The following is a 20,752-nucleotide window of genomic DNA, read 5'->3' on the forward strand; positions in this document are numbered from 1 at the left end:
GGCAAGATCTTGTTCTGCCATTGTCAAATCAGCATCGCTGCGAGCTCGCCGACGGCGCTTGGATCGCCATTTGCCTTGGCGACGCACTTCAGGTGTCACGTTGCTCTAGCTAGGCAGGGATTTCCTCTCGAAATCTCGGCTTATTTTGTTCGTCAGGCCTATACTCGTATCGAGCTGGGCATCTGCCAGAAGCGAAGGCGGCTGGTCCGCGAAGGTTAGGGGGATCTCGCCACGCCTTGGCGCTGATGTTTTATTGCTTCTACATCAATGGCTTGGTGAATGGATCCGGCCGGCCGAGGAATTCGGAATTACCGGGAACAGTCTGGCCAAGGTCTGCGACAGGCTGGACGTGCTTTATCCTCCGCGCGGCCCCTGGGCCAAAGAAGACCCGTCTGTCTGAAGAGATTGAGCCTGCCACGCGGCGCATTCGGCCTGCCCATCGTATAGAGTGGCCTATAGATCCGACGGCCTCATGTGACTGGTGACTACGTCCGCTTTGCTCCTATAGCGACCAAGTTCGTGCGGCAGCGCAATATGTCGCGATGGGCCAGAAGCGGAAGCCACAATTGGACAACATCTCCCCTACTAACATCAGCGATAAATATCTTCCGTGAATTGGTTCACAAATGGGCGGGCCAGACCGCGATACGCTTGCTCGAGCTCTTGGCCGGCGTGCGCCCAGTGCGATCAGCAGGCTCGAGAAGGCGCCGAACCTCGACGTCCACCGTTCCGTCGCACGTATTGTGTTTCGCAACGCTGCGATCAATGAGTTGTCGAGTTGGATTCAACGGCATTCGGTGCGGCCGAAAGCCCGCGGACCCAGCAAACGACCAGTCTTTTAGTTTTACGCGGTTCAGAAACTTGATCAGAGAATAAGCCATGCAAAAAATTTGATGGAGGAACCAATGGTGAAGAGGGCGATTACGCTCGGCGGTGGTGGTCCGGCGGCAGGGCTGCACATTGGAGTTCTGGAAGCTCTTGCCAACGCAGGTATAACCTTTGACGTGTGGGCATTGTCCTGCATCGGCGCCTGGGTTGGGATCGTCTACAATCAGTTTGACAACGTTGACAATAAGGACAGGGCGAAACAGACCCATCAATTCTTCAAGAATGGCGTGTTTCGGGACGACGAAAGCTATAGGCGCTTTCCCATAAACACGGTGTTCGGCCCGGATTGGGAAAGCATCGGCAAGGCTCTGACCAACTTCGTCGCAGATCCCAATACCTATAAGGATTTGTGGGACCCAAACAGGGTCGCGAATGCCTTCAGGGAATCCATGTCGCTCTGGTTCGCTCAACAGCCCGACACGGACGGCGGGAAGAAGTTCACGAGCCCGGATGAGGGAGACGTAAACAGATGGGTTCTTAATCAGGTGCTGGCACCAAATCCTTTCGTTCGTTACCTAACGTCAATGATGTATCTGTCCCAAGTCACCGGCCTCTCCAGGATTAACTATCCACACAGCCAGTTTATGAAGAGCATAAATTTCGACGCGCTGGGAAGACCCGAAAAGCCATTCATATTCCACAACGCCTGGAATCTCGATGAGCATAAACTCGCGTTGTTTTCCAACCGCCCAATGCCCAAGAAGGTCGATGAGAACAAGAAGGTCGACGGGAAAGAGTACAAAGTGCCTATCAGCGCATCCAGCTTATGTGCGTGTTCAGCCCTTCCCTTCGTCGAAGAAACCGTAGAGATCGACGGAGTTACCTACTGCGAAGGAGCACTGGTCGATACGGTCAACTTCGAGAGCTTGCTCCAGGAGCATCATAAGCCGGGCGATGAGCTGGACGAGATATGGGTGAGCAGGATCGTCGATTCAAAGCAAGTCCGCAAACCGGAAAACCTTCACGATGCCCTGGCCAATCTCTGCCAATTGTTCGCAGCGACCGTTGGCGAAGATGATGTCAAGCTCTTCAAATACCACGTGCGGTACGACAAGCCAAAATCCGGAGAGCATCCGTGGAAGGGCACAATCGTCGAGATTCATGTGCCGGGGCACATCAGTTTCAAATGGAACCACAGCAACCTGGACAGCGGGAGAAAGTTGGGAAGGATCGCTGCTGAACAAGCAATCAAGGCATACTACGAAGACGGAAAACGTCCGCCGCATGACGGGCCACATTTCATAAATGAGAATCCTGCGGAAAGCGATGAGGCGGGATGGCGAGAGGTTAAGGAGGCATATCACGAATGTCGAAGGCGGGCTGCGTAACGGCAAGGTAAAGCAGCCTTGAGGCCGACCTGCTGAGCCAAGCTCCAATATCCGCAGTCGAGGCGCAATTACTGCAGTCGGTCGAGTAATGCCTTTGCCTGCTTCAGATCCTGCGTTTCAAGACCCTCGACGAACCAGCCGTAGATGGGCACGAGCTGGTCGAGCGCTTCGCTGGTTCTGCCCTGATCGATCCACAAGTTGGCGAGGTCTACTGCTACTCGAAGTTCAAGGGCCTTGGCGCGTTGGCTTTTTGCAGTTGTCAATGCGTGATCGAGCAGTGATCGTGCATCGGTGCTGGCCTCCGGTGCATCGCGGACGAGCAATACGCGCGCCTTCAATCGATACAGCTCGGCCTCAAATATCCGTTCGCTATTGCGGCCGGTTGTAGCGAGACCCTGCTCAATCAGTTCGAGCGCGGCTTCGCTTTGATGGCTCGACAACAAAGCGGCACTCAGGAGCACATACAGGGCTGTGATGCCAAGCTGATAGCCCGCGCCGCGATATTCGTTCATCGCCGCGCGGATTTCCTCGAGCGCAGCGGACGAAGGATCAAGGAAGGTGGCGCTTATCCCCCGGATGGCGCGAGCCAATCCTCGCCACTGCCGGAATCCGAGTTCTTCCGACAAGGCGAGACAACGATCAGCATAACGGTGTGCCTTTCGGAAGTCACCCCGAAGAGCGTGGAGAATGGATGCATAATAGCATCCATAGGCCTGCGAATGCGGATGACTGATGACGTCGGCACGCTGAAGGGCGGCATTTACACGCGCGAGTGCCGTATCAGCACGGCCCTGCAGCCAGAGCGCCCATGACATCAGAGCCAGGTCGGCCACACCCGCATCCTGGCCGGCAGCACGCGCCGCCAATCTATCATGCTCGCTGCTCGCTTCGAACGCTTCGAAGGCCCGTTCGATCACCTCCTGGGCACCTACGAGATTTCCCATGAAAAGGCGTATCATCCCTTGCCCACGCATCGCGTTGAGCAACGTTGGTCGATCACCCCGACCCTCCGCAAGATCGAGCAACACCGAGATCATTTCCTCGGCGACCGGCAACTCGCCGCGAATGACGCTCGCGGTGGTCAACCAAAACATGATTTGTAGTCGCTCGGGGGGATCTCCGAGCCGCTGGCACAGCTCGCGCGCTCGCGCAAAGGTCGCCACCGCCTGGGGCGAGGCCGGCCCCTGGGTGGCAATGAGGCAGGGCCCGAGCGCGTACTGGAAATCAAGCTCCAGCCGGTCTTTAAGCGCACCGTCGGCCAAATGGGCCGAGACCTCAATGCCTTTGCGCAAGTGTGCGATCGCTTCGAGGTTGGCGGAGCGCATGGCCGCTTTCTTGCCTGCCTGGAGCCAATATTGTCCCGCCTTTTCGAACAATCCCGCCTCGGTAAGGTGGAGTGCGAGAGTCTCGGGTTGAGACTCCACAATTTCCGGGAATCGTTGCTCGAAAGCGTTGGCGACGGCGGCATGCAGCGCTGCGCGTCGGCTCTTCAGAAGTCCCGCTTCGGCAGCGTCCCGCACGAGCGCATGCTTGAAGGTGTAGACCGCCCGGGGTATCTCGCCTCGGCAGAATATCAACTCCGCCTGAACCAACTGGGCAAGCGCCTCCTCAAGCCGTTGCCTTGGCAGCTTGGCGACCACGCTCAGCAGTTCGTACGAGAACTCGCGCCCCACAACGGCGCCGATCTGAGCAACTTCCTTCACGGGGGCCAATCGGTCGAGCCTAGCCATCAGCGATGCGTTCAATGTCGTTGGAATCGCCAACGAGGGTAGCGGACCGCTGACCACGTAATGGTCGTCTCGCTCCTGCAGCAAGCCGGTTTCGAGCACCGCCTTGGTCAGTTCCTCGACGAACAGGGGCACGCCGTCGGTGCGAGCGAGGATTTGGTCCAAGACCTCCTCCGGGAGCGTCTTGCCTGCCGTGACGCGCTCGATCAAGGCCGCCCCGTTGCGCCGGTTCAGACGTGTAAGCGAGACGGTCGTCACATGTGCATGACCAGGCCAGGGCGGCGTGAACTCTGGTCTCGCGGTGATGAGCAGCAGCACTCGGAGTCGTGGTACCTTTTCCAGTGTAATCGTGAGCAGCTCCATCGAAGTCGGGTCCGACCAATGGGCATCCTCAAAGATGATGAACACTGGCTGCCGCGCCGCCAACGCTTCGAGCTGAGCCGAGAATGCCGCCAACGTCATCTCCTTGCGTTTCTGCGGACTGAGCTCGGACAGCTGGTAGCGGTCACTGACCGGTAGCGACAGAAGGTTTGCTAGAGCCGGCACCACACGATCTGCATCGGCGCCAGACCGCAACAGCAGAGCTTCAAGCTTGGCAAACTTCTCCGTCGGCGCTTCGCCTCTTTCGAACCGGGCAGCACGTTCGAGATTGTCGATGAACGGATACAACGCACTGTTGGTATGGTGCGCCGAGCAGAAATGGCGGACCGTAATGTGTGGTTCGGCTTGGAGCCGCTCTTGAAGCGCCAGCGCGATGTGCGACTTACCGATACCTGGCTCACCAGTTAGAACCACTACGCAACCTTCGCCCGAAGAGGCGTGCTGCCAGCGCCGCAACAGCAACTCGATCTCCTCGTCTCGCCCGATCAAGGGCGTCAATCGAGTCCTGTGCTGAGCCTCAAAGCGGCTTTCGACTCCAGTCGTCCCGAGCACCTGCCAGGCAGGTATTGGCTCCGCCCATCCTTTCAGCGCGATGGAGCCGAGATCGCAGTATTCGAAATATCCTTCGGTGAGCTGGCGCGTACTCTCGGAGATCAGCACCGTACCGGGCTCGGCGAACTGCTGCAGACGAGCAGCCAGATTCGGTGTCTCACCGATCACCGCCTGCTCCTTGGCGGCGCCTTCGCCGATCAGATCGCCCACGACGACCATACCGGTAGCGATGCCAACGCGAACCTGCAGCTTGGTGCCGATATCTGTCTGAAGGTTGGCCACGGCATCGACCAGTGACAGCCCCGCACGTGTCGCCTGCTCGGCATCGTCCTCGTGCGCCAGGGGGTAGCCGAAATAGGCAAGCACGCCATCCCCCATGTAGCGCGCGATAACGCCCTCACTCCGGGCGATAACCTCAGCGATGCAGGCGTGATAGTCGCCGATTATCGAGCGCAAGTCCTCCGGGTCCAGCCGGGCCGAAAGTGCGGACGAGCCCACCAGATCGCAAAACATGACCGTGATTTGGCGCCGCTCGGCGCCGTCTCGCGGCGCTGGTTTGGCAGCCGCTTGGTCCAATGCAGCGACATCATCCTCAAGTGCCGCAATCGCGCGCAGCATCTTGCGCCGGTGCCCAAGCAGGACGCCGAGGTCCTTGAGGTCCTGCTCCGTGAGATCGCCGACGACCGAGAGGTCGATAGCGTTCTCTGCGAAACGATCGGCGTACTCTCCCAAACCGATCGATGCCAGCCACTCTGCAATACCTGTCATGGTATACCTATGGCCAATAGGGATAAGGGTAGCACATTGCAGAGACCTGCGAAGGCACATCTGCAAATGGAAGCACCGATCGCGAGACATCTCAGCCAGTTTAACACATTGGCTCCGGCGAAAGCTGGGCGCTGCCAAGCGATGCCATGGGGCCCCGATCGCGCGCGCCTTCGACCGTGCATCAGCCAACTCAACGTAAGCGCGAAGCACAGCAATGAACAGAGTTGCCTAGTTGCCCTCGTTCCAGATGTCGGTGGTCAGCTTCCAATCATCGCCGACCTTCTCCCAAACCACGACATACTTTCCAGTCACATCCTTCGGTGTCGGTCCCTTGGTCTTGAGGGCGAACGTCCCAATCTCGCGCGCCGCGGTTGGGCCAAGGGGCTTAACGTCAAGGGTTGCGAGCTTCGGATCGCCAACTTGTTCCGCCATGCTTTTCCACATTGCCTCGATGGCTGATCGGCCGTGAACCATCGCGGTACCTGGCGGGAATGCGGTCGCATCCGTGCTGTAGAGTGACGCAACTCCCGAGAAGTCGCCCTTGTTGAACAATTCAATCCATTTCGCATTGATGGCCTCGATCTCGGCTTTTTGAGCTAACGCCGGTGCGGTAAACGAGATCACGAATGCAATCATCAAGGCTATGCTACGCATGATCATCTCCAAATATGTTCGATGCGAATGCAGGGCGGACGTTGACTTGACAAGAACCGGATGCGTTGAATGAGGTATCCCAGACCGGGTTTGGCGCGCCAGCAATTCCGGGGAATTACCGTCAGCAACATTGACTAACCAGCGCAACGCGCGCCTTATGGTAGCAAGTGACTTCGCGCAATTTCTCACCAATTCTCAAGCCGGATGCTTGGCCAGTGTGAAGCCAATAGCGACGTCGTATCCCCGCTCTGGAATTATGGTGCGCTCGGAGGGCGTTCGCATTTGCTGCGATTGCAACAGCTTACTTGGAAGGATGAAGGGACAAGGCGCATTTTTCCCGGTCAGAGGTGCCTTTCCCACTGCCGTGCAGGTCGGCGAGACTGCGCGCAACCGCGCGAATCTTCGCCGGTGTTTCAAGGCAGGCACCACCATATTTCTGCACGACGATGGGCTGGTTGCGCATCTAACCTCGCTCGGAAGCCTTGTTCGCCTCGCCCATCGAACCAACACCGCCTATCCATGTACCAATGACCTCAAAGTTCGGATTAAAGGCGACAAGATCCGCGCGGTATCCGGGCGCGATCCGTCCAAGCTCGGACCCAAGGCCTAGAAATGCCGCGGGCGTCCGGGAAGCCATGATAAGAGCATCGACAAGGGAGATTCCGATAAGCGCAACAGCGTTGCGCACCGCCTCGATCATGGTGAGGTGAGCGCCCGCGAGCGTGCCATCCCGGTCAGTCAGGCGATTGTCATGCAACGTGATCTCCCTTCCCTGCAGCAGGAATTTCCGGTCGCTCGTGCCCGCCAATGGCATGGCATCGGTAACCAGCATCAATCGATCGCGTCCCTTGCAGCGCAAGGCAACACGCAAGCCGGCACGGTCAACGTGGATGCCGTCGCAGATGATCCCTGCAAACAACCGGTCATCTCCCAGCGCGGCGCCCACCAAGCCCGGCTCTCGGGCGTTCAACTGCGACATGGCATTGAACAGATGGGTCACCCCCGAGACACCGCGATCGACCGCCTGCCCGATTTCGGCTGCGGTGGCGTCGCTGTGGCCGGCCGCGATACGCAATCCGGCGCCGATCAATTCATCGATCATGGACGCGGGCACGCATTCCGGGGCCAAGGTCACCATGGAGCGACCGCGGTCCCCGAAGCTTTTGATGGCGGCGAGATCGCGCCGATCGGGCACGCGTATCTCGGCTTCCGGATGAATGCCCTTGCGAGACCTGTTGAGGGCCGGACCTTCCAGATGAAAGCCGAGCACGCCAGGAATTTCGAGGCACGCCTGAGCTGCTACAGCCAATCGTTGGATGACCTCGCTTCGATCGGTGATGAGGGTTGGCAAACAGCCCGTGGTGCCGGCCTTGCGGTGCGCCTCGACGATGCGGCGAACGCCGGCCTCCGTTGGCTGGTCGTTGAGAAGAACGCCGCCGCCTCCGTTCACCTGAACATCGACGAATCCGGGTGCAAGTATCGCATCTCGGGGAAGGTGGATCGAGGCGCGCGCTTCCTCGGTAATGCCTTCGATCCGCCCCTGCGATATCCTGACCAACCCCGGCCCGCGCATGTCGGCACCGTCAAAGATGTGCTGCGCAGCAATCGAGAAAACCACGGAAGACCCAGCTTGGCCCATAAGTGCTGATCCGAGAATGGCAATCACGGACTCGTGAGGCGAGTCCCGTGCTGTACAGGTCCCTATATGTACACAACGGGCTTCAGGGACCCGGAGCTAAATCCTTGCGTTAACTTCTCATGGAAACAAAAGGTACCACCTATCTCGGCATCGATGGGGGCGGAACCCGCTGCCGCGCCCGGATCGAGGACGAAAACGGCAGGGTACTCGGTGAAGCAAGCTCGGGGCCTGCCACGACCCGGATTGGCTTCGACAGGGCCTGGCGGTCCATCATGGAGGCCACCGAAGCGGCGGCCGCACAGTCCGAACTGACGCGCGAGGATTTCGCGCGGATGCACGCCGGAATTGGCCTCGCCGGCATTGGTCGCCGGGGCGCGGAAGCGGCGCTCAAAGAGATCCCGCATCCCTTTGCGTCCGTTATCTTCATCAGCGATGGCCTAGCTGCCTGTCTCGGCGCCCATAGCGGCGCGGACGGGGCCATCGTGGTGGCCGGCACGGGCTCGGTGGGTGTCGGCCTGATTGGCGGCAGCGAGATCCGCATCGCCGGTTACGGCTTCCCAGTCTCGGACGAAGGCAGCGGCGCCGACATTGGCCTGCAGGTCGTTCGACTGGCGCTGCGGGCCGCGGATCGCCGCGGCGAGCTGACACCATTGCTTGCAGAGGTGCTGGGCGCATTCGATCAAGATCCTTATCAGGCCGTGGCGTGGTCTGAAGAAGCTCGGGCCACCGACTACGCCGCGTTCGCGCCGACCGTGATGCGGCATGCCAATCAGGGCGATCCGGTCGGCCGCCGCATTGTCGAACGCGCGGCCGATGCCATTGGCGATCTGCTTGATCTGTTCCTGGCTAAAGGAATTGACCGGCTCGCGCTGGTGGGCGGGCTCGCGGATGCGATTACGCCCTGGCTAACGCCTGACCTGCGCGCTCGCCTGAGGCGTCCTGACGCCGACGCAGCGGCCGGCGCGCTGCTTGTGGCCCGAGGGCGGCTCGACCTGCGCAAGCTGGACCCGCCCAAGAGAGAAACTGACCATGAACAGGCTTCGAAGTTCCGCGTTTGATGGTGCTTGGATCACCGATATGGCCACCGAAGAAGTCGATCCCAGATTTACCGACCTTGATGCATGGTCGCTGACGTCAGCGATGGAAGCGATGTGGGAGGGCCAGCTTGCGGCGGTCGCCGCGATCGGCCATGCCCTTCCCGCGATCACTGCAGCAGCCGAAGCGGCCAAGACGGTGCTGGGCGACCGCGGACGCATTGTATATGTCGGCGCGGGCACGTCAGGCCGCGTGGCGGTCCAGGACGGCGCCGAGCTGACGCCGACCTTCGCTTGGCCCCGCGAGCGCGTCCGCTTCGTCGTTGCCGGCGGTGACAGCGCGTTCGTCACCAGCATCGAGGGCGCGGAGGACGATGTCGATGATGCAGTCACGCAGATCAGCGCCGCACGACTCACGCCGCACGACGTGGTGATTGCGGTAGCCGCCAGCGGCACAACGCCGTTCACGGTCGCGGCGCTGCAGCAGGCAGCGTCTTTCGATGCAGTAACGATTGGTGTCGCCAACAATCCCGGCACCGCACTGCTGGCATTGGCAAAGTTTCCGATCCTGGTCGAGACCGGCCGAGAGCTGATCGCCGGCTCCACGCGGATGAAGGCGGGCACCGCGCAGAAGGTCGTGCTCAACCTGATCTCCTCGGGGATCATGCTGCGCCTTGGCCGGGTATATCGCGGCATGATGGTGAACATGCCGCCGACCAATGCCAAGCTGAAGCGGCGCGCCGAGGCCATGGTGGCGCAAATCGCGCGCTGTAATCCGTCGCACGCGGCACGCTCGCTCGAGCAGGCCGAGGGAGACATCAAGATTGCAGTCCTTCTGGCGCTCGGTGTCGACAGGGTTGATGCGAAGACCGTTCTGGAGAACTGTGACGGCAACCTTCGGCAAGTGTTTGTCGAGCTTGCCAAGAATCGTGACTCGCATCGTGACCGACTCCCAAAGGGAGCGGCGGGACGCGGCCGAGGCGGAGTGGTTGAGCCGTGACGACATCCGCGATGGCGAGCGAAATCGGGGAAAGCGCGGATGTTGTCGCTAACATTGTTCGCAGCCGACCCGCCATGCGCGACATCGCACAGCGGATTGGGATTGACTCCGCCCCTTTGTGCGTCGTGTGTGGTCGGGGAAGCTCCGGGCATGCCGGTGTTTTCTTGAGATATCTTGTCGAGACGCGGCTTCGCCTTCCCGTTTCAGCAAGTGCTCCCTCGGTGATCACGGCATTTCGCACACCTTTGATGCTCCGCGATGCGCTGTTCATCGTAATCTCGCAATCGGGGCGCAGCCCGGATCTCGTCGCAGCGACCAGGTCGGCACGAGCCTCGGGCGCACGCACGATTGCCATCGTCAATGCGACGTCGTCGCCGGTGGCTGACGAAGCGGAATTCGTCGTTCCGATCGAAGCCGGCCAAGAATACTCCGTAGCGGCCACGAAGACCGTGATCGGCTCGATGGCCGCCAGTGCCGGACTGGTTGCCGAGCTGGCGCAAGATCGTGCGCTGCGGTCAGCCCTCGACCGGCTGCCCGAGCGCCTGCACCGCGCGCTGGTGCTCGACTGGTCGGAGATTGCCGATGATCTCGTCAAGGCATCAGCTGTGTTTGTGGCGGCTCGGGGCCTGGGCCTGGGCTCGGCGAAGGAGATCGCGCTCAAGCTTTCGGAAATCATGCGCCTGCCCTCGATCGGACTGAGCGCCGCCGAGCTGCAGCATGGGCCACGTGCCGCGCTATCATCGCGCACGCCAGTTGTCATGATGCGCCTCATGGATGAAACGGCGGCCACGGTGGACGCACTGGCAGAGGAATTGCGTGAGCAAAAGATCGCGCTGCATCTCTGCGGCGGACCGCATGGCTCGCTGCCTTGGTTGGTCGAGGATGACCCCGCCACCGACCCGATCACCATGCTCGTTCCGGCCTACCGGATGATCGAGCAGGCGGCATGCGCGCGCGGATTTGACCCGGATCGTCCCCCTCGCCTGAGCAAGATTACCGAGACGTTTTGACTGATCGCTGGCTGGCGACCAAAACGCGAGCAGAAGCGACCGAATGCGCGGCAAAGGCGACGAGGCTGATCGCTATTCTCCCGCTCATAACGGTCTGGTTGCAGGTTCGAGTCCTGCCGGGCCCACCAAGAGGATCAATATCTTACTCGGTTCTCGTTGCCCGTAGCGCGACGACCGCACCAGAAACCGCACCAGATACGTGCACTTTTCGTTCGCGCGCAGGCTCGAGCGCAACAATTATCCGACGGTGTGAGACAGATCGCTTGGGTAGACGGTTAGCGAACCGGGCGTCTTTTGTCGCTCGCCAGTCGGGCACACCTCGAAGAAGCCGCTGATCAAGAGACAGCGAAATCGTGCCTCTTTGCGCTGCCGAAATGCAAGGTCAGCGCATGGTTGCCGGCAGAGCGATGCTTCTGAAAATGCTTGGCTTCCAAGCGAGCAATCGAAGCTACCGTAAGCTCCTGGATTCTCAGTACCAACGCGCAGCTTGAGCAAATTCAGAATGGCGGAATCAAAATCCGCTCGATCATTCAGCGATTTCAATGGGCATTTGGAAAAACTAGCCGGATCCGCAGATGGGTCGCCTATCGCTGCTGGCAGAACAAGTTCGGCCTCGACCATAACGCCGCACCCGGCGTTTGCACGATCGCCGCTACAGGCCAGAGCACCAACACCTGCCCTGAATCGACCGTTTACGGCGGCGTTACGGTTAAGTTCTAGCCACGGCCATCGATGTAGACGACGGCGTCGCGTCGGCCCGCGACGCCGTTCCCGCTCGGCAAGGCACCCACTTCGAGCACGAGTGTCACGACGTCACGCTGGAGCACGGGCGCAACAGCGCACTATCGGCGCTGGATCAGTTAGGGAGACGTCTAGTGCCAACAGTTCTTCATCAACTAACGCCCGAGATTGGGACGTGAGTGTGCATGGCGAGCGGAGCTTTACGCAGAGGAATGTTGACAGACCTCGGGCTTCCGTCGAGCGAAAGCGACATCTGTCGCAGGAAATCGAAAGGATCATTCCCACTTTGCTACTGGTGCCACGTCACAAGTGGCAAGTAGTGATGTGGCAAGCGCATCATAACGAGATCCTTCCGTCGCACGATATTGGTCGGATACGGCGTATCGAGATTGCTCGTATCGATGGTGGCGACGGCGCCCTCTTCCTGATCGAGGATCGCGGTTTCCTGCCGCGGGAAGACGAAATTGTCCGGACCAAACACCGCACTCGCCCCCAGGAAGCCGCGCGGAGGATCGAACACGTTCGCGAACGCCAGATAGATGTTGTTCTCGCCGCCGCGCGTGCGGAACGCATGCCAATGATAGGGATCGGCGCCTTTCGGGATCGGATAGTTGTGCGGGATGGCAGTCCCCGCGTGCGATCCGGTGAAGACGCCCGCGATCGCCGACGGGCAAGCGACGATGTCGCATCCGCGAAGCGCCAGGGAGCGGATGGCCTCGGGATAGAGGGCGTCGTGGCCGATGGCGATGCCGACCCGGCCCAACGCGAGATCAAAGACCTTCCATCTGTCGCCCGCCGTCGCCCATCCCATATCGGCGTTGCCGAGGTGGATCTTGCGATAGCTCCCGGCGAGGCCCTCGGGCCCCGCAAGGACCGCCGCGTTGTAGATGCCATCGCCATCGCGCTCGGCAAGACCGGCAACGATATACGTTCGCAGCTTCATGGCGATCCTGGTCAACGCCTTGACGGCGGGCCCCTCCACTCCCTCGGCGCGCGCGGCCGGATCGGTCAACCCGGTCAATGACAACTCAGGAAACACGATCATGTCGGGTTGGGCAGCTGCGACAAGATCGCGGGCGCGATGTTCGATGGTCGCCAGGTTTGCAGCAACATCGTCTGCCGGCGAAAATTGCACGACCGCGAGCTGCGACAACTTCCCCTTTGGAATGGGCTGGTAGCCGTAGAGCTTGAAAAAGTCTCCCGGATTCCAGGTAAAACTGTTGGTCATCAGCTCCGGGTAGAGCTCCGGGCGCCGTTTCTCGAACACCTTCTCACCGAGCACTTCCCGCTTGCGCGACTTGCCCAGATCGACCTGCGCATAAGCGATGCCGTCCCCGCTATCGATCGACACCGCGACGCGACCATCCGGCTCGATGATGCAGCTACCACCCGAGAACTGTACCGTACGCTCCAATCCCCAACGGTTTGCCTCGATCACGTAGCATGAGTTCTCGAATGCCCGATTGATCCAGTAAGGCGCAGGCGTGCGCTCCTGCAGCCAGTTCGAGATGTGGCAGATCACGTCGGCGCCCGCGACCGCCTCGATGCGTGCGGTCTCGAAAAAGTGCAGATCCATGCACACAAGCATTCCGATCCGACCGAGCTCGGTATCGAAGACCTGATGCGCGACGTCGCCGTTCGCCGCCCATTTGGGCTCGGCGATATAGGGATGCGATTTGCGATGCCGGCCGACGATCCCGTTCGGTCCGATGAGGACGGCCGTATTGTAGTAGAGCTCGGTCGCAGGATCGACCTCGGGCATCCCGAGCACGATGTAGCAATCATGCTGCTCGCAAATCCGCTGGAAACGGTCGGTCGACGGGCCAGGCACGGTCTCGACGAACGGCTTGACCTCGTCGCGATCGTACCAGCAGTACCCCGTCGTCCCCATCTCGGGCGTGACGATCAGGCGCGCTCCCTCGGCCGCAGCCTCAGCGCAGAGCTTGAGCAGACGCTCGATATTGCGCTCCTTCTCATACATGGTCGGCTCGAACTGAACCGTTGCGGCGCGGTAGCTCGTGGGTGTCGTCATTGATGTACTCCGGAGGATGCCGTCAGACGGCCATGTGCTCGTAAACGAGCGTGTCGGTGAGAGTGGCGATCGGCCCAGACGCCACGATCTGCCCCTTCTCGAGCATCGCGAAGCTGTGAGACGCAAAGCGAACGAAGTCGATGTTCTGCTCGACGAGGACGACGGTGAGCCCCATCTCGCGATTGAGGCGAACGATGATGCGCTCGATCTCCTCGACAATCGACGGCTGGATCCCCTCGTTCGGCTCGTCGAGCAGCAACACCTTCGGGTCGGCTGCGAGCGCGCGGGCGATCGCGAGCTGTTGCTGCTGCCCGCCGGAAAGCAAGCCGCCGGGCCGGTCGAGGTTCTCGATGAGATAGGGAAACAGCTCCCCAATGAAGTCCGGCACCACACGCTTGCCGTCGCGGCGGGCAAAGCAGCCCATCAGGATGTTTTCCCGTATCGTGAAGTCCGCGATGATCTCGCGCCCCTGCGGCACGTAGGCGATCCCGGCGGCGGCCCTCAAATGCGTCGGCCTGGCCGACAGATCCTCGCCATTGAGGACGATCCGCCCGTCGGCGTGATCCGTCAGCGCCATGATTGTCTTCAAAAGCGTCGTCTTGCCGGTGCCGTTCCGGCCCACGACGCTCGTCACCTGTCCCGCCGGAATGGTAAGCGACAAGCCGTGGAGAACGTGGCTACGGCCATAGAAACTGTCGATATTGGAAAGCTGGAGCGTCACGACAACCCCTTTGATCCGAGATAGGCCGCGCGGACCTTCGGGTTCGCTTCGATCTCCGAAATCTCGCCCTCGGCCAGAACGCGACCGAGATGAAGAACGGTGATCCGCTGCGCAATCTCGCGCACGAAGCCCATATCGTGCTCGACCACGAGCATCGTGTGCTGACCCTTCATGCCGTTGATGATCTCCGCGGTTCGCATCGTTTCCGCTTGCGTCATGCCGGCTGTCGGCTCGTCCAGCAGGATCACTTTTGGGTTCTGAACCATCAGGATTCCGAGCTCGAGCCATTGCGTCTGGCCATGGCTGAGATCGGCCGCGGCAGTATTGATCTGGTCACGGAGCCCGATCAGCTCGATCGCGCGATCGACCTTCTCGCGCGCGATCGCCGGATGGCCGAAACCGAGGTTCGCCATCACGCTGGTGCGTCGGCAACTCGCGACCTGGAGATTCTGCTTCACGGTCAGGTCGCGAAAGACGCTCGGGATCTGAAATTTCCGGCCGACACCTGCACGCGCGATCAGGTGCTCAGGCCAGTTTGTGATCTCGGTATCGTAGACCCAGACGCGCCCTTCCGTGCTCGGTGTCTTTCCGCTGACCAGATCCATCAGCGTGGTCTTCCCGGCCCCGTTCGCGCCGAGCAGAACACGAAGCTCCCCGTCATCGACGGTCAGCGAGACGTTGTCGACCGCCTTGAAGCCACCGAAGTTCACGCCGAGTCCGTCGATCGTGATAGCGACCGCCGACATCCTCAAGCCTCCTTCGTTTCGGTGACAGCCGCGCTGGAGACCGGAACGTGAGCAACACGCGGCTTGCCGCGCGCGACCGCGCCAAGCCGTCCGATCAGACCATGCAGGAGCCCACCGAGACCTCGAGGCAGGAACAGCACGGTCAGCACAAAGACCAGGCCAATGATCGCTTTCCAGGCTCCGACCAGCGTCTCCGTTTCACTGATGCCGGCCTCCATCATATTGATCAGAATTGCTCCGACGCACGCGCCCAGGATCGAGGCACGGCCACCCACGGCCGCCCAAACCACCATCGTGACGGAGAAGGCGAGATCCATGAAGGTCGGCGAGGCAAACTGCGCGACGATCACGTAGAGCATGCCCGCCAGGCCGGCGATCGCCGCCGCCACGCAGAAGAAGAACGTCTGGTAGAGCGAGACATCGAAGCCGAGGTAGCGAACGCGCCGCTGGTCGTCCCGCGCCGCCTGCAACACCAGACCGGCCCGGGTCTCGACGATCAGGCGCGTCGCCACCAGGGTCACGGTCAAGATACTCGCGACCAGCCAGTACGTGCCCTTGCTGTAAGGATCGAACTCGAAGCCGAATATCTCAAGCGAGGCGAGGTCCGTCAGCCCATTGAAGCCACCCGTGACCGGTTGCGCGTCGACCAGCACGAGGCGAACGAGGAGCACCAGGGCCAGCGTAATGATCGAGACAAATGGACCTTCGATCCGCTTGCGGAAGACGATGATGCCGAGCAAGGCCGCCACGACCACGGGCAGCACAATTCCCATCACGAGACCAAAGCCCTGATGCTGGAATGGCAGCCAGAGGAATGATGCCTTGTTGATGCAACACAGCTCGGTCGGCGCACCGGGCTCCGCGTTCCAGAGCATGAAGTCCGGTACCGGTCTGTCCGCCCCCTGTTGCAGGCTGGTCGGACTGGCCAGCTTCAACGACATGGCCAGCATGTACGCGCCGAGCCCGAAGAAGAGCCCCTGCCCGAGATTGAGGATACCGGCATAACCCCACGACAGCGCGATCGCGATGCCGAGCATGCCATAGACGAGGAACTTGGCGATCCGGTTCAGTCCGAATTCGTCAACGAACAGCGGCACCGCGAAAATTGCGGCGATGAACAGCGCGTAGGCGCAAAGTGTCAGCTTGCGATCGAGAGTCATGGAGCTCAGCGCCGTTTGAACGAGAAGAGCCCTTCGGGCTTCAGAACGATGACGAGAATTACGGCTGCGAACACCACGGCACGCGCCAGGATGTCGTTGGTCGCCACGGCGACGAGCGCATTGGTCTCGCCGAGAAGTCCGGACGCCATGATCGTGCCGACGAGGCTTCCAAGCCCGCCGGTGACCACGACCATGAAGCCGTCCACGACCATGCTGGAGCCGAGATCGGGCGAGACCCCCTTGAACCCGGACATCATGACGCCGGCGACACCGGCCAATCCCGAACCGTAAGCGAAGGTCAGCGCATTGACCTTCCTCACGTCGATGCCGCACGCGGCCGCCATTTTCGGGTTGCGGATGATCGCTCGGACCTTCATCCCGAGCGAGGTCCGATACATGATGAACCAGGTCAGCGCCGTGAGCACCACGGTCACAAGCACGATGAAGCCGCGATAGGCGTTGAGTTCGACGCCCGCGATGTTGACCGCCCCCTGAAGTTCAGCAGGCACTGCGACGTTCTGCAGACCGGTCCCCAGTCCGTCGATGTGGATTCCCAGGAACGTCAAACCGAACTCGAGCCGGATCGCCTGCTGAATCAGCATGGAGACTCCCCACGTCGCAAGCAGCGTATCGAGAAGCCGTCCGTAGAGGCGGCTCACCACCAGACGTTCGATGATCCAGCCAAGGGCTGCAGCGGCGAGAAATGCGAGCGGTAACGCCACATAGAAGCTGGTCTTCAACCAGATCCCGGAGAGCACGGCCACGTAGGCCCCCGCCATCACGATCTCGCCATGCGCCATGTTGATGACGCCCATGGCGCCATAGGTGATCGCAAGACCGAGCGCGACCAGCAGTAGAATCGAGCCCAGGCTGAGGCCGATGAAAAGAACGTCGATCATGAGGCGTACCGCAATCCAGCACCTGCCGCTGCGAGGGTCCGTGAGGCGGCGATCGCCTCACGGGTTGAATGATGAGCTCAGATCTTGAGCTTCGACGTATCGAGCCCCTTCGAGGTGCAGAAGAGATTCGATTCGGTTTCGCCATAGGCGAAGTACGGAAGCGGCTTGATCGGATGCGGATAGGCATCGACCACCTTGCTCTGGCCGTCCGCCTGCCACTGCCCGATGCGCGGGGTCAGCCAGCAATGCAGATTGTCGGCGTCGATCGTCACCGTGCCGCCGGGCGCCTCGTAGCTCTCGCCGGCGATGCCGGTCCGGATCCCCTGTGCGCTGAGATCCTTGGTCTTCTCCACCGCCTGCTTCCACAGGAACACCTGGAAATAGGCGGCTTCCAGCGAATGGTAGGTGACCTGCTTCGGATCGTTGACGAACTTGCGGAAACGCTCGATGAAGATCTTGTTGCCGGGCATGTCGAGCGACATGAAATACGGGAACGAGGTATAGCTGCCGGCGGCGTAATCCGCGCCCATGGCGGCGATCTCGATCTCCGACGTCACCGTCGCGCAAATCGGAATCTCGGCCTGCGAGATGCCCTGGTTCTTGAATTCCCGATAGAATGCGATGATGGAGTCGCCGACGACGTTGGACAGCACCACGTCCGCACCCGACTCCTTGATCTTCTTCACCATGACCGCCCACTCGGAATGGCCGAGCTCGAGATATTCGTCGGCCACCCATTGGGCGCCTGCGGCCTCGATCAGCTTCTTGGAGACCTTGGCCATCTCGCGCGGGTAGATGTAGTTCGAACCGACGATGAAGAACTTCTTCTTGCCCAGGGTCTTCACGATCCACGGGATGTAGTTCGCGAGCTGATGGTTCGGCACGGCGCCGGAATAGATCACGTTGCGCGAGCACTCGAAGCCTTCGTAATGGGTCTGGTAGAACAGCATTGCACCGCGCTTCTCGAAGATCGGCAGCACAGCCTTGCGGCTCGCCGAGGTGTGGCAGCCAAAGACCGTCATGATCTTGTCCTTGACGATCAGCTTGGAGGCCTTTTCGGAGAACGTCTTCGGATCGGACGCGCCGTCCTCGACGACCACCTCGACGGGACGACCAAACACGCCGCCCGCGGCATTGATCTCGGCGACGGCCATCGAGACGCCGTTGGCGAGAAGCTTCTCCGCCACGGCCAGATTGCCTGTTTGCGAATAGAGCGCGCCGACCTTGATCGGTTCGGCGGCAAAGGCACGGCTCGCGATCTGCGGCGCGGCAAGACTGGCCGAGCCGAGTGCGGCGGCTTTCAGAAGATGACGGCGACTTACGTTCATAGAACTTCCCCTGTTTCCAAAAGTCGATGAAAGCGGAAAAACATCCGTCTCCCTTCGTCCCGCGCCGGCGAACTTCCGCCAGCACCCGCCGGGATCAAGGCGAGCGCCATCGGTCGAACAAACATGTCGACGTGACGATCATCTCGAGGTGAATGGGCTGACGGCCTTGTCAGCAGGCAAACAAAAAACCCGCACCATCCTCGGTCAGAGGACTGGGCGGGCTTCATCGCCGCAGTGTAACGCGGCTTGCGCGCTACACACCTAGAACATGGCCTCAAGGATTGAGGGGATGCGCCAGGAACATCTGTTTCAGATGTTGCCGGATACAAGCATCGTTTTTTATCTAACGCAAGAGCGTTTCGGAATTAATGACCGCGTTCGCGATCTCGTCGATCGGAAGACGCTGCGCCATCGCCTCCTGACGCAACTTCGCGTAGGCATCCTGCTCGTTCAAATTGTTTGCCGCCATCAGAATCGCCTTGGCGCGCGCGATCTTCTGATCGCCGAGAACCTTCCTCTTGTACTTGCGCGCTTCCTTCAAAAGGCGTTGCCGCTGCAGCCAGAGATTGCGGGCAATGGCGAGATTGGTGAGCAAGCCAAACGGCTTGATCGGTCGCTCGATCACGGACAACGCCCCGCTCTCGAGCACCATTTGCAGCATCGATGGATTCTCGTAGCTCACAATGGCGAGGATGGTCGGCGGCGGATTCGGCATCGACCTCAGCAATTGCCCGATTTCCTCGCGCGCCTCGTCTTCCATCGAGAGAAAGACGATATCGCATCCCTGCGGCACCGACGGCGGCACCGGCCACAACAGGTTCGCCATGCACCCGATGCGGCGCAGATGCTCGACGAGCCGTTCGCCATCGGCATCGAATGGATGAATCACAGCGACATCGAGATCGCGAAGGTCCTTGAGAAGAGCGACAGACATGGAGTTCGGCCTCGCTCAGTAGGACAGTGCCCATGCACTCCCCGATTCGTGCTGGAAGCGGACTTCCAGCATGAACGGGTCGGGTGCCACCCTCACGCCGGCGTCGTGAACGACGCGATAATTTCCGGTGGCATCGACGCGTGCCACGCGCGGCCATAGATGCGTGTGGTTGGTGTTACCGTCGATCCGGACCGGTCCTTGCGGCGCGTCATACTCCACTTCCCAGAGCGACCGCAGCAGCTCTTCGAGATGATCGCTACGACTGCGCTCCAATGCCGCCGCGAAGAGGTGAACCGAGAAGTAAGCCGCTTCCGCCGGCGCCGTCACCGGCCAATCGTTCCCCACCCGCTTGTGATAGGCCGCAACGAACGCGCGGGCCGCCGGCGTATCGACGGACTGAAAGAATGGCGCCGCCGTGACGTGGCCTTCGGCAACATCGGGCCGCATGAGAACGACGTCGGCCTCGCTGGTCGATTGACTGGCGATCGGAAGCTGCCGGCCGTCAAATCCGGCCTCCTTGAAGGCGGTGTAGAACGGCACGATGCCGGCGCCGACGATGGTGGAGTAGATCACGTCGGGTCTGGTGGCGCGCACCCTGTCGAGGATCTTTGCGATGTGGCCGGCGGTCAGATTGAGCGGCACATACATTTCTTCGACCGAGTGACCTCCGGCACCCGCAAACAGGTCCGCGATGATCCGGTTCGATTCGTAAGGGTAGACGTAATTCGACCCCACCAGAAATACGCGACTGCCGTGGTTCCTGGTGAGATAATCCACCAGCTGAACCGAATTCTGATTGGGAGCTGCGCCGGTATAGATGCAGTGGCGCGAATACTCGAAGCCCTCGTAGAGCGTCGGATAGAACATCAACGCGCTCCGCGCTTCGACGATCGGCAGCATCGCCTTTCGGGTACTCGACATGTGCCCGCCGAAGATGACGCGCACCCGATCCTCGTCGAGCAACTTCACCGTCAGCTCGCGGTAGCGGGACGGTGTCGACGCGGGATCGTAAGCCACCGGCTCGATGCGCCGTCCGCAGACTCCGCCCGCGGCATTGATTTCATCGATCGCAAGAAGCGTAGCCGCCCGCTGCGTGCGCTCGATCGCACCGGTCACTCCGGTCTCAGAAAACAAGACACCGACGCGCCAAGTCTCCATATCCATCAGCGTTCACCCAAAAAAAATGGTCCCCGTCCCCCTTAGCAGAGGT

At 60.7% G+C, this 20,752-nt stretch carries 17 protein-coding genes; 5 read left to right on the forward strand and 12 right to left on the reverse strand.

All coding sequences use genetic code 11. The features are described from left to right. The first annotated feature begins 905 nt into the window (after positions 1–905). Positions 906–2,216 carry a patatin-like phospholipase family protein gene (locus ACVIHF_RS23310; protein ID WP_456792609.1) on the forward strand — a complete coding sequence of 437 codons (1,311 nt, stop codon included), beginning with the start codon at positions 906–908 and terminating at the stop codon, positions 2,214–2,216. Between the two features lie 68 nt (positions 2,217–2,284). Here ACVIHF_RS23310 and ACVIHF_RS23315 read toward each other — a convergent pair whose 3' ends face one another. The 4 genes from ACVIHF_RS23315 to nagA all read right to left on the reverse strand — a co-directional run bounded on the left by ACVIHF_RS23315 (position 2,285) and on the right by nagA (position 7,937). After that, complete coding sequence (locus ACVIHF_RS23315) at positions 2,285–5,644, reverse strand: adenylate/guanylate cyclase domain-containing protein (protein ID WP_456780062.1); 3,360 nt, start codon at positions 5,642–5,644, stop codon at positions 2,285–2,287. 228 nt (positions 5,645–5,872) lie between these two features. After that, positions 5,873–6,298 carry a YybH family protein gene (locus ACVIHF_RS23320; RefSeq protein WP_253607656.1) on the reverse strand — a complete coding sequence of 142 codons (426 nt, stop codon included), beginning with the start codon at positions 6,296–6,298 and terminating at the stop codon, positions 5,873–5,875. Positions 6,299–6,599: 301 nt separating this feature from the next. Further along, on the reverse strand, positions 6,600–6,761 hold the full coding sequence (locus ACVIHF_RS23325) for a hypothetical protein (RefSeq protein WP_156436543.1): 162 nt from the start codon (positions 6,759–6,761) through the stop codon (positions 6,600–6,602). Further along, entirely contained in the window at positions 6,762–7,937 is a 1,176-nt protein-coding gene (gene nagA, locus ACVIHF_RS23330; protein ID WP_456780061.1) for an N-acetylglucosamine-6-phosphate deacetylase, read from the reverse strand. Positions 7,938–8,056: 119 nt separating this feature from the next. On the opposite strand from nagA, the gene ACVIHF_RS23335 reads away from it, so the two are divergent. The 4 genes from ACVIHF_RS23335 to ACVIHF_RS23350 all read left to right on the forward strand — a co-directional run bounded on the left by ACVIHF_RS23335 (position 8,057) and on the right by ACVIHF_RS23350 (position 11,701). Continuing rightward, entirely contained in the window at positions 8,057–8,995 is a 939-nt protein-coding gene (locus ACVIHF_RS23335; RefSeq protein WP_076834256.1) for a BadF/BadG/BcrA/BcrD ATPase family protein, read from the forward strand. Positions 8,996–9,014: 19 nt separating this feature from the next. Further along, positions 9,015–9,971, forward strand: coding sequence for an N-acetylmuramic acid 6-phosphate etherase (locus ACVIHF_RS23340; RefSeq protein WP_456780060.1), 957 nt, complete (start codon positions 9,015–9,017; stop codon positions 9,969–9,971). 11 nt (positions 9,972–9,982) lie between these two features. After that, entirely contained in the window at positions 9,983–10,981 is a 999-nt protein-coding gene (locus ACVIHF_RS23345) for an SIS domain-containing protein (RefSeq protein ID WP_456792610.1), read from the forward strand. Between the two features lie 423 nt (positions 10,982–11,404). Then, positions 11,405–11,701, forward strand: a complete 297-nt coding sequence (locus ACVIHF_RS23350) for a hypothetical protein (RefSeq protein ID WP_456792611.1) — start codon at positions 11,405–11,407, stop codon at positions 11,699–11,701. A 310-nt stretch (positions 11,702–12,011) separates the two neighbouring features. Here the strand turns inward: ACVIHF_RS23350 and ACVIHF_RS23355 are convergent, their stop codons facing one another. The 8 genes from ACVIHF_RS23355 to ACVIHF_RS23390 form a co-directional block, all read right to left on the reverse strand. Then, positions 12,012–13,754 (reverse strand): nitrilase-related carbon-nitrogen hydrolase, encoded by a 1,743-nt coding sequence (locus ACVIHF_RS23355; RefSeq protein WP_456792612.1) that lies wholly within the window; start codon positions 13,752–13,754, stop codon positions 12,012–12,014. A gap of 22 nt (positions 13,755–13,776) precedes the next feature. After that, entirely contained in the window at positions 13,777–14,475 is a 699-nt protein-coding gene (urtE, locus tag ACVIHF_RS23360; protein WP_456792613.1) for an urea ABC transporter ATP-binding subunit UrtE, read from the reverse strand. Further along, positions 14,472–15,221: an urea ABC transporter ATP-binding protein UrtD gene (gene urtD / locus ACVIHF_RS23365; RefSeq protein WP_456792614.1), complete on the reverse strand. Its 750-nt coding sequence runs from the start codon at positions 15,219–15,221 to the stop codon at positions 14,472–14,474. Before urtD ends, urtE begins: the two co-directional genes overlap by 4 nt. Positions 15,222–15,223: 2 nt before the next feature. After that, positions 15,224–16,381, reverse strand: coding sequence for an urea ABC transporter permease subunit UrtC (urtC, locus tag ACVIHF_RS23370; protein ID WP_438073212.1), 1,158 nt, complete (start codon positions 16,379–16,381; stop codon positions 15,224–15,226). A 5-nt stretch (positions 16,382–16,386) separates the two neighbouring features. Beyond that, positions 16,387–17,280, reverse strand: coding sequence for an urea ABC transporter permease subunit UrtB (gene urtB, locus ACVIHF_RS23375; protein ID WP_253607646.1), 894 nt, complete (start codon positions 17,278–17,280; stop codon positions 16,387–16,389). Positions 17,281–17,357: 77 nt separating this feature from the next. Continuing rightward, positions 17,358–18,608, reverse strand: a complete 1,251-nt coding sequence (locus tag ACVIHF_RS23380; RefSeq protein WP_456792615.1) for a transporter substrate-binding domain-containing protein — start codon at positions 18,606–18,608, stop codon at positions 17,358–17,360. Positions 18,609–18,951: 343 nt separating this feature from the next. Continuing rightward, positions 18,952–19,542: an ANTAR domain-containing response regulator gene (locus ACVIHF_RS23385; protein ID WP_092083068.1), complete on the reverse strand. Its 591-nt coding sequence runs from the start codon at positions 19,540–19,542 to the stop codon at positions 18,952–18,954. A gap of 15 nt (positions 19,543–19,557) precedes the next feature. Beyond that, entirely contained in the window at positions 19,558–20,709 is a 1,152-nt protein-coding gene (locus ACVIHF_RS23390) for a transporter substrate-binding domain-containing protein (RefSeq protein WP_253609930.1), read from the reverse strand. Positions 20,710–20,752: the final 43 nt, after the last annotated feature.

The organism is Bradyrhizobium sp. USDA 4506 (assembly GCF_054058795.1).

What these genes read in the sequence shown, in the direction of transcription:
- ACVIHF_RS23310 (WP_456792609.1), top strand. Translation starts at nt 906, where the DNA reads ATGGTGAAGAGGGCGATTACGCTCGGCGGTGGTGGTCCGGCGGCAGGG.
- ACVIHF_RS23315 (WP_456780062.1), bottom strand. Translation starts at nt 5,644, where the DNA reads ATGACAGGTATTGCAGAGTGGCTGGCATCGATCGGTTTGGGAGAGTAC.
- ACVIHF_RS23320 (WP_253607656.1), bottom strand. Translation starts at nt 6,298, where the DNA reads ATGCGTAGCATAGCCTTGATGATTGCATTCGTGATCTCGTTTACCGCA.
- ACVIHF_RS23325 (WP_156436543.1), bottom strand. Translation starts at nt 6,761, where the DNA reads ATGCGCAACCAGCCCATCGTCGTGCAGAAATATGGTGGTGCCTGCCTT.
- nagA (WP_456780061.1), bottom strand. Translation starts at nt 7,937, where the DNA reads ATGGGCCAAGCTGGGTCTTCCGTGGTTTTCTCGATTGCTGCGCAGCAC.
- ACVIHF_RS23335 (WP_076834256.1), top strand. Translation starts at nt 8,057, where the DNA reads ATGGAAACAAAAGGTACCACCTATCTCGGCATCGATGGGGGCGGAACC.
- ACVIHF_RS23340 (WP_456780060.1), top strand. Translation starts at nt 9,015, where the DNA reads ATGGCCACCGAAGAAGTCGATCCCAGATTTACCGACCTTGATGCATGG.
- ACVIHF_RS23345 (WP_456792610.1), top strand. Translation starts at nt 9,983, where the DNA reads ATGGCGAGCGAAATCGGGGAAAGCGCGGATGTTGTCGCTAACATTGTT.
- ACVIHF_RS23355 (WP_456792612.1), bottom strand. Translation starts at nt 13,754, where the DNA reads ATGACGACACCCACGAGCTACCGCGCCGCAACGGTTCAGTTCGAGCCG.
- urtD (WP_456792614.1), bottom strand. Translation starts at nt 15,221, where the DNA reads ATGTCGGCGGTCGCTATCACGATCGACGGACTCGGCGTGAACTTCGGT.
- urtC (WP_438073212.1), bottom strand. Translation starts at nt 16,381, where the DNA reads ATGACTCTCGATCGCAAGCTGACACTTTGCGCCTACGCGCTGTTCATC.
- urtB (WP_253607646.1), bottom strand. Translation starts at nt 17,280, where the DNA reads ATGATCGACGTTCTTTTCATCGGCCTCAGCCTGGGCTCGATTCTACTG.
- ACVIHF_RS23380 (WP_456792615.1), bottom strand. Translation starts at nt 18,608, where the DNA reads ATGAACGTAAGTCGCCGTCATCTTCTGAAAGCCGCCGCACTCGGCTCG.
- ACVIHF_RS23385 (WP_092083068.1), bottom strand. Translation starts at nt 19,542, where the DNA reads ATGTCTGTCGCTCTTCTCAAGGACCTTCGCGATCTCGATGTCGCTGTG.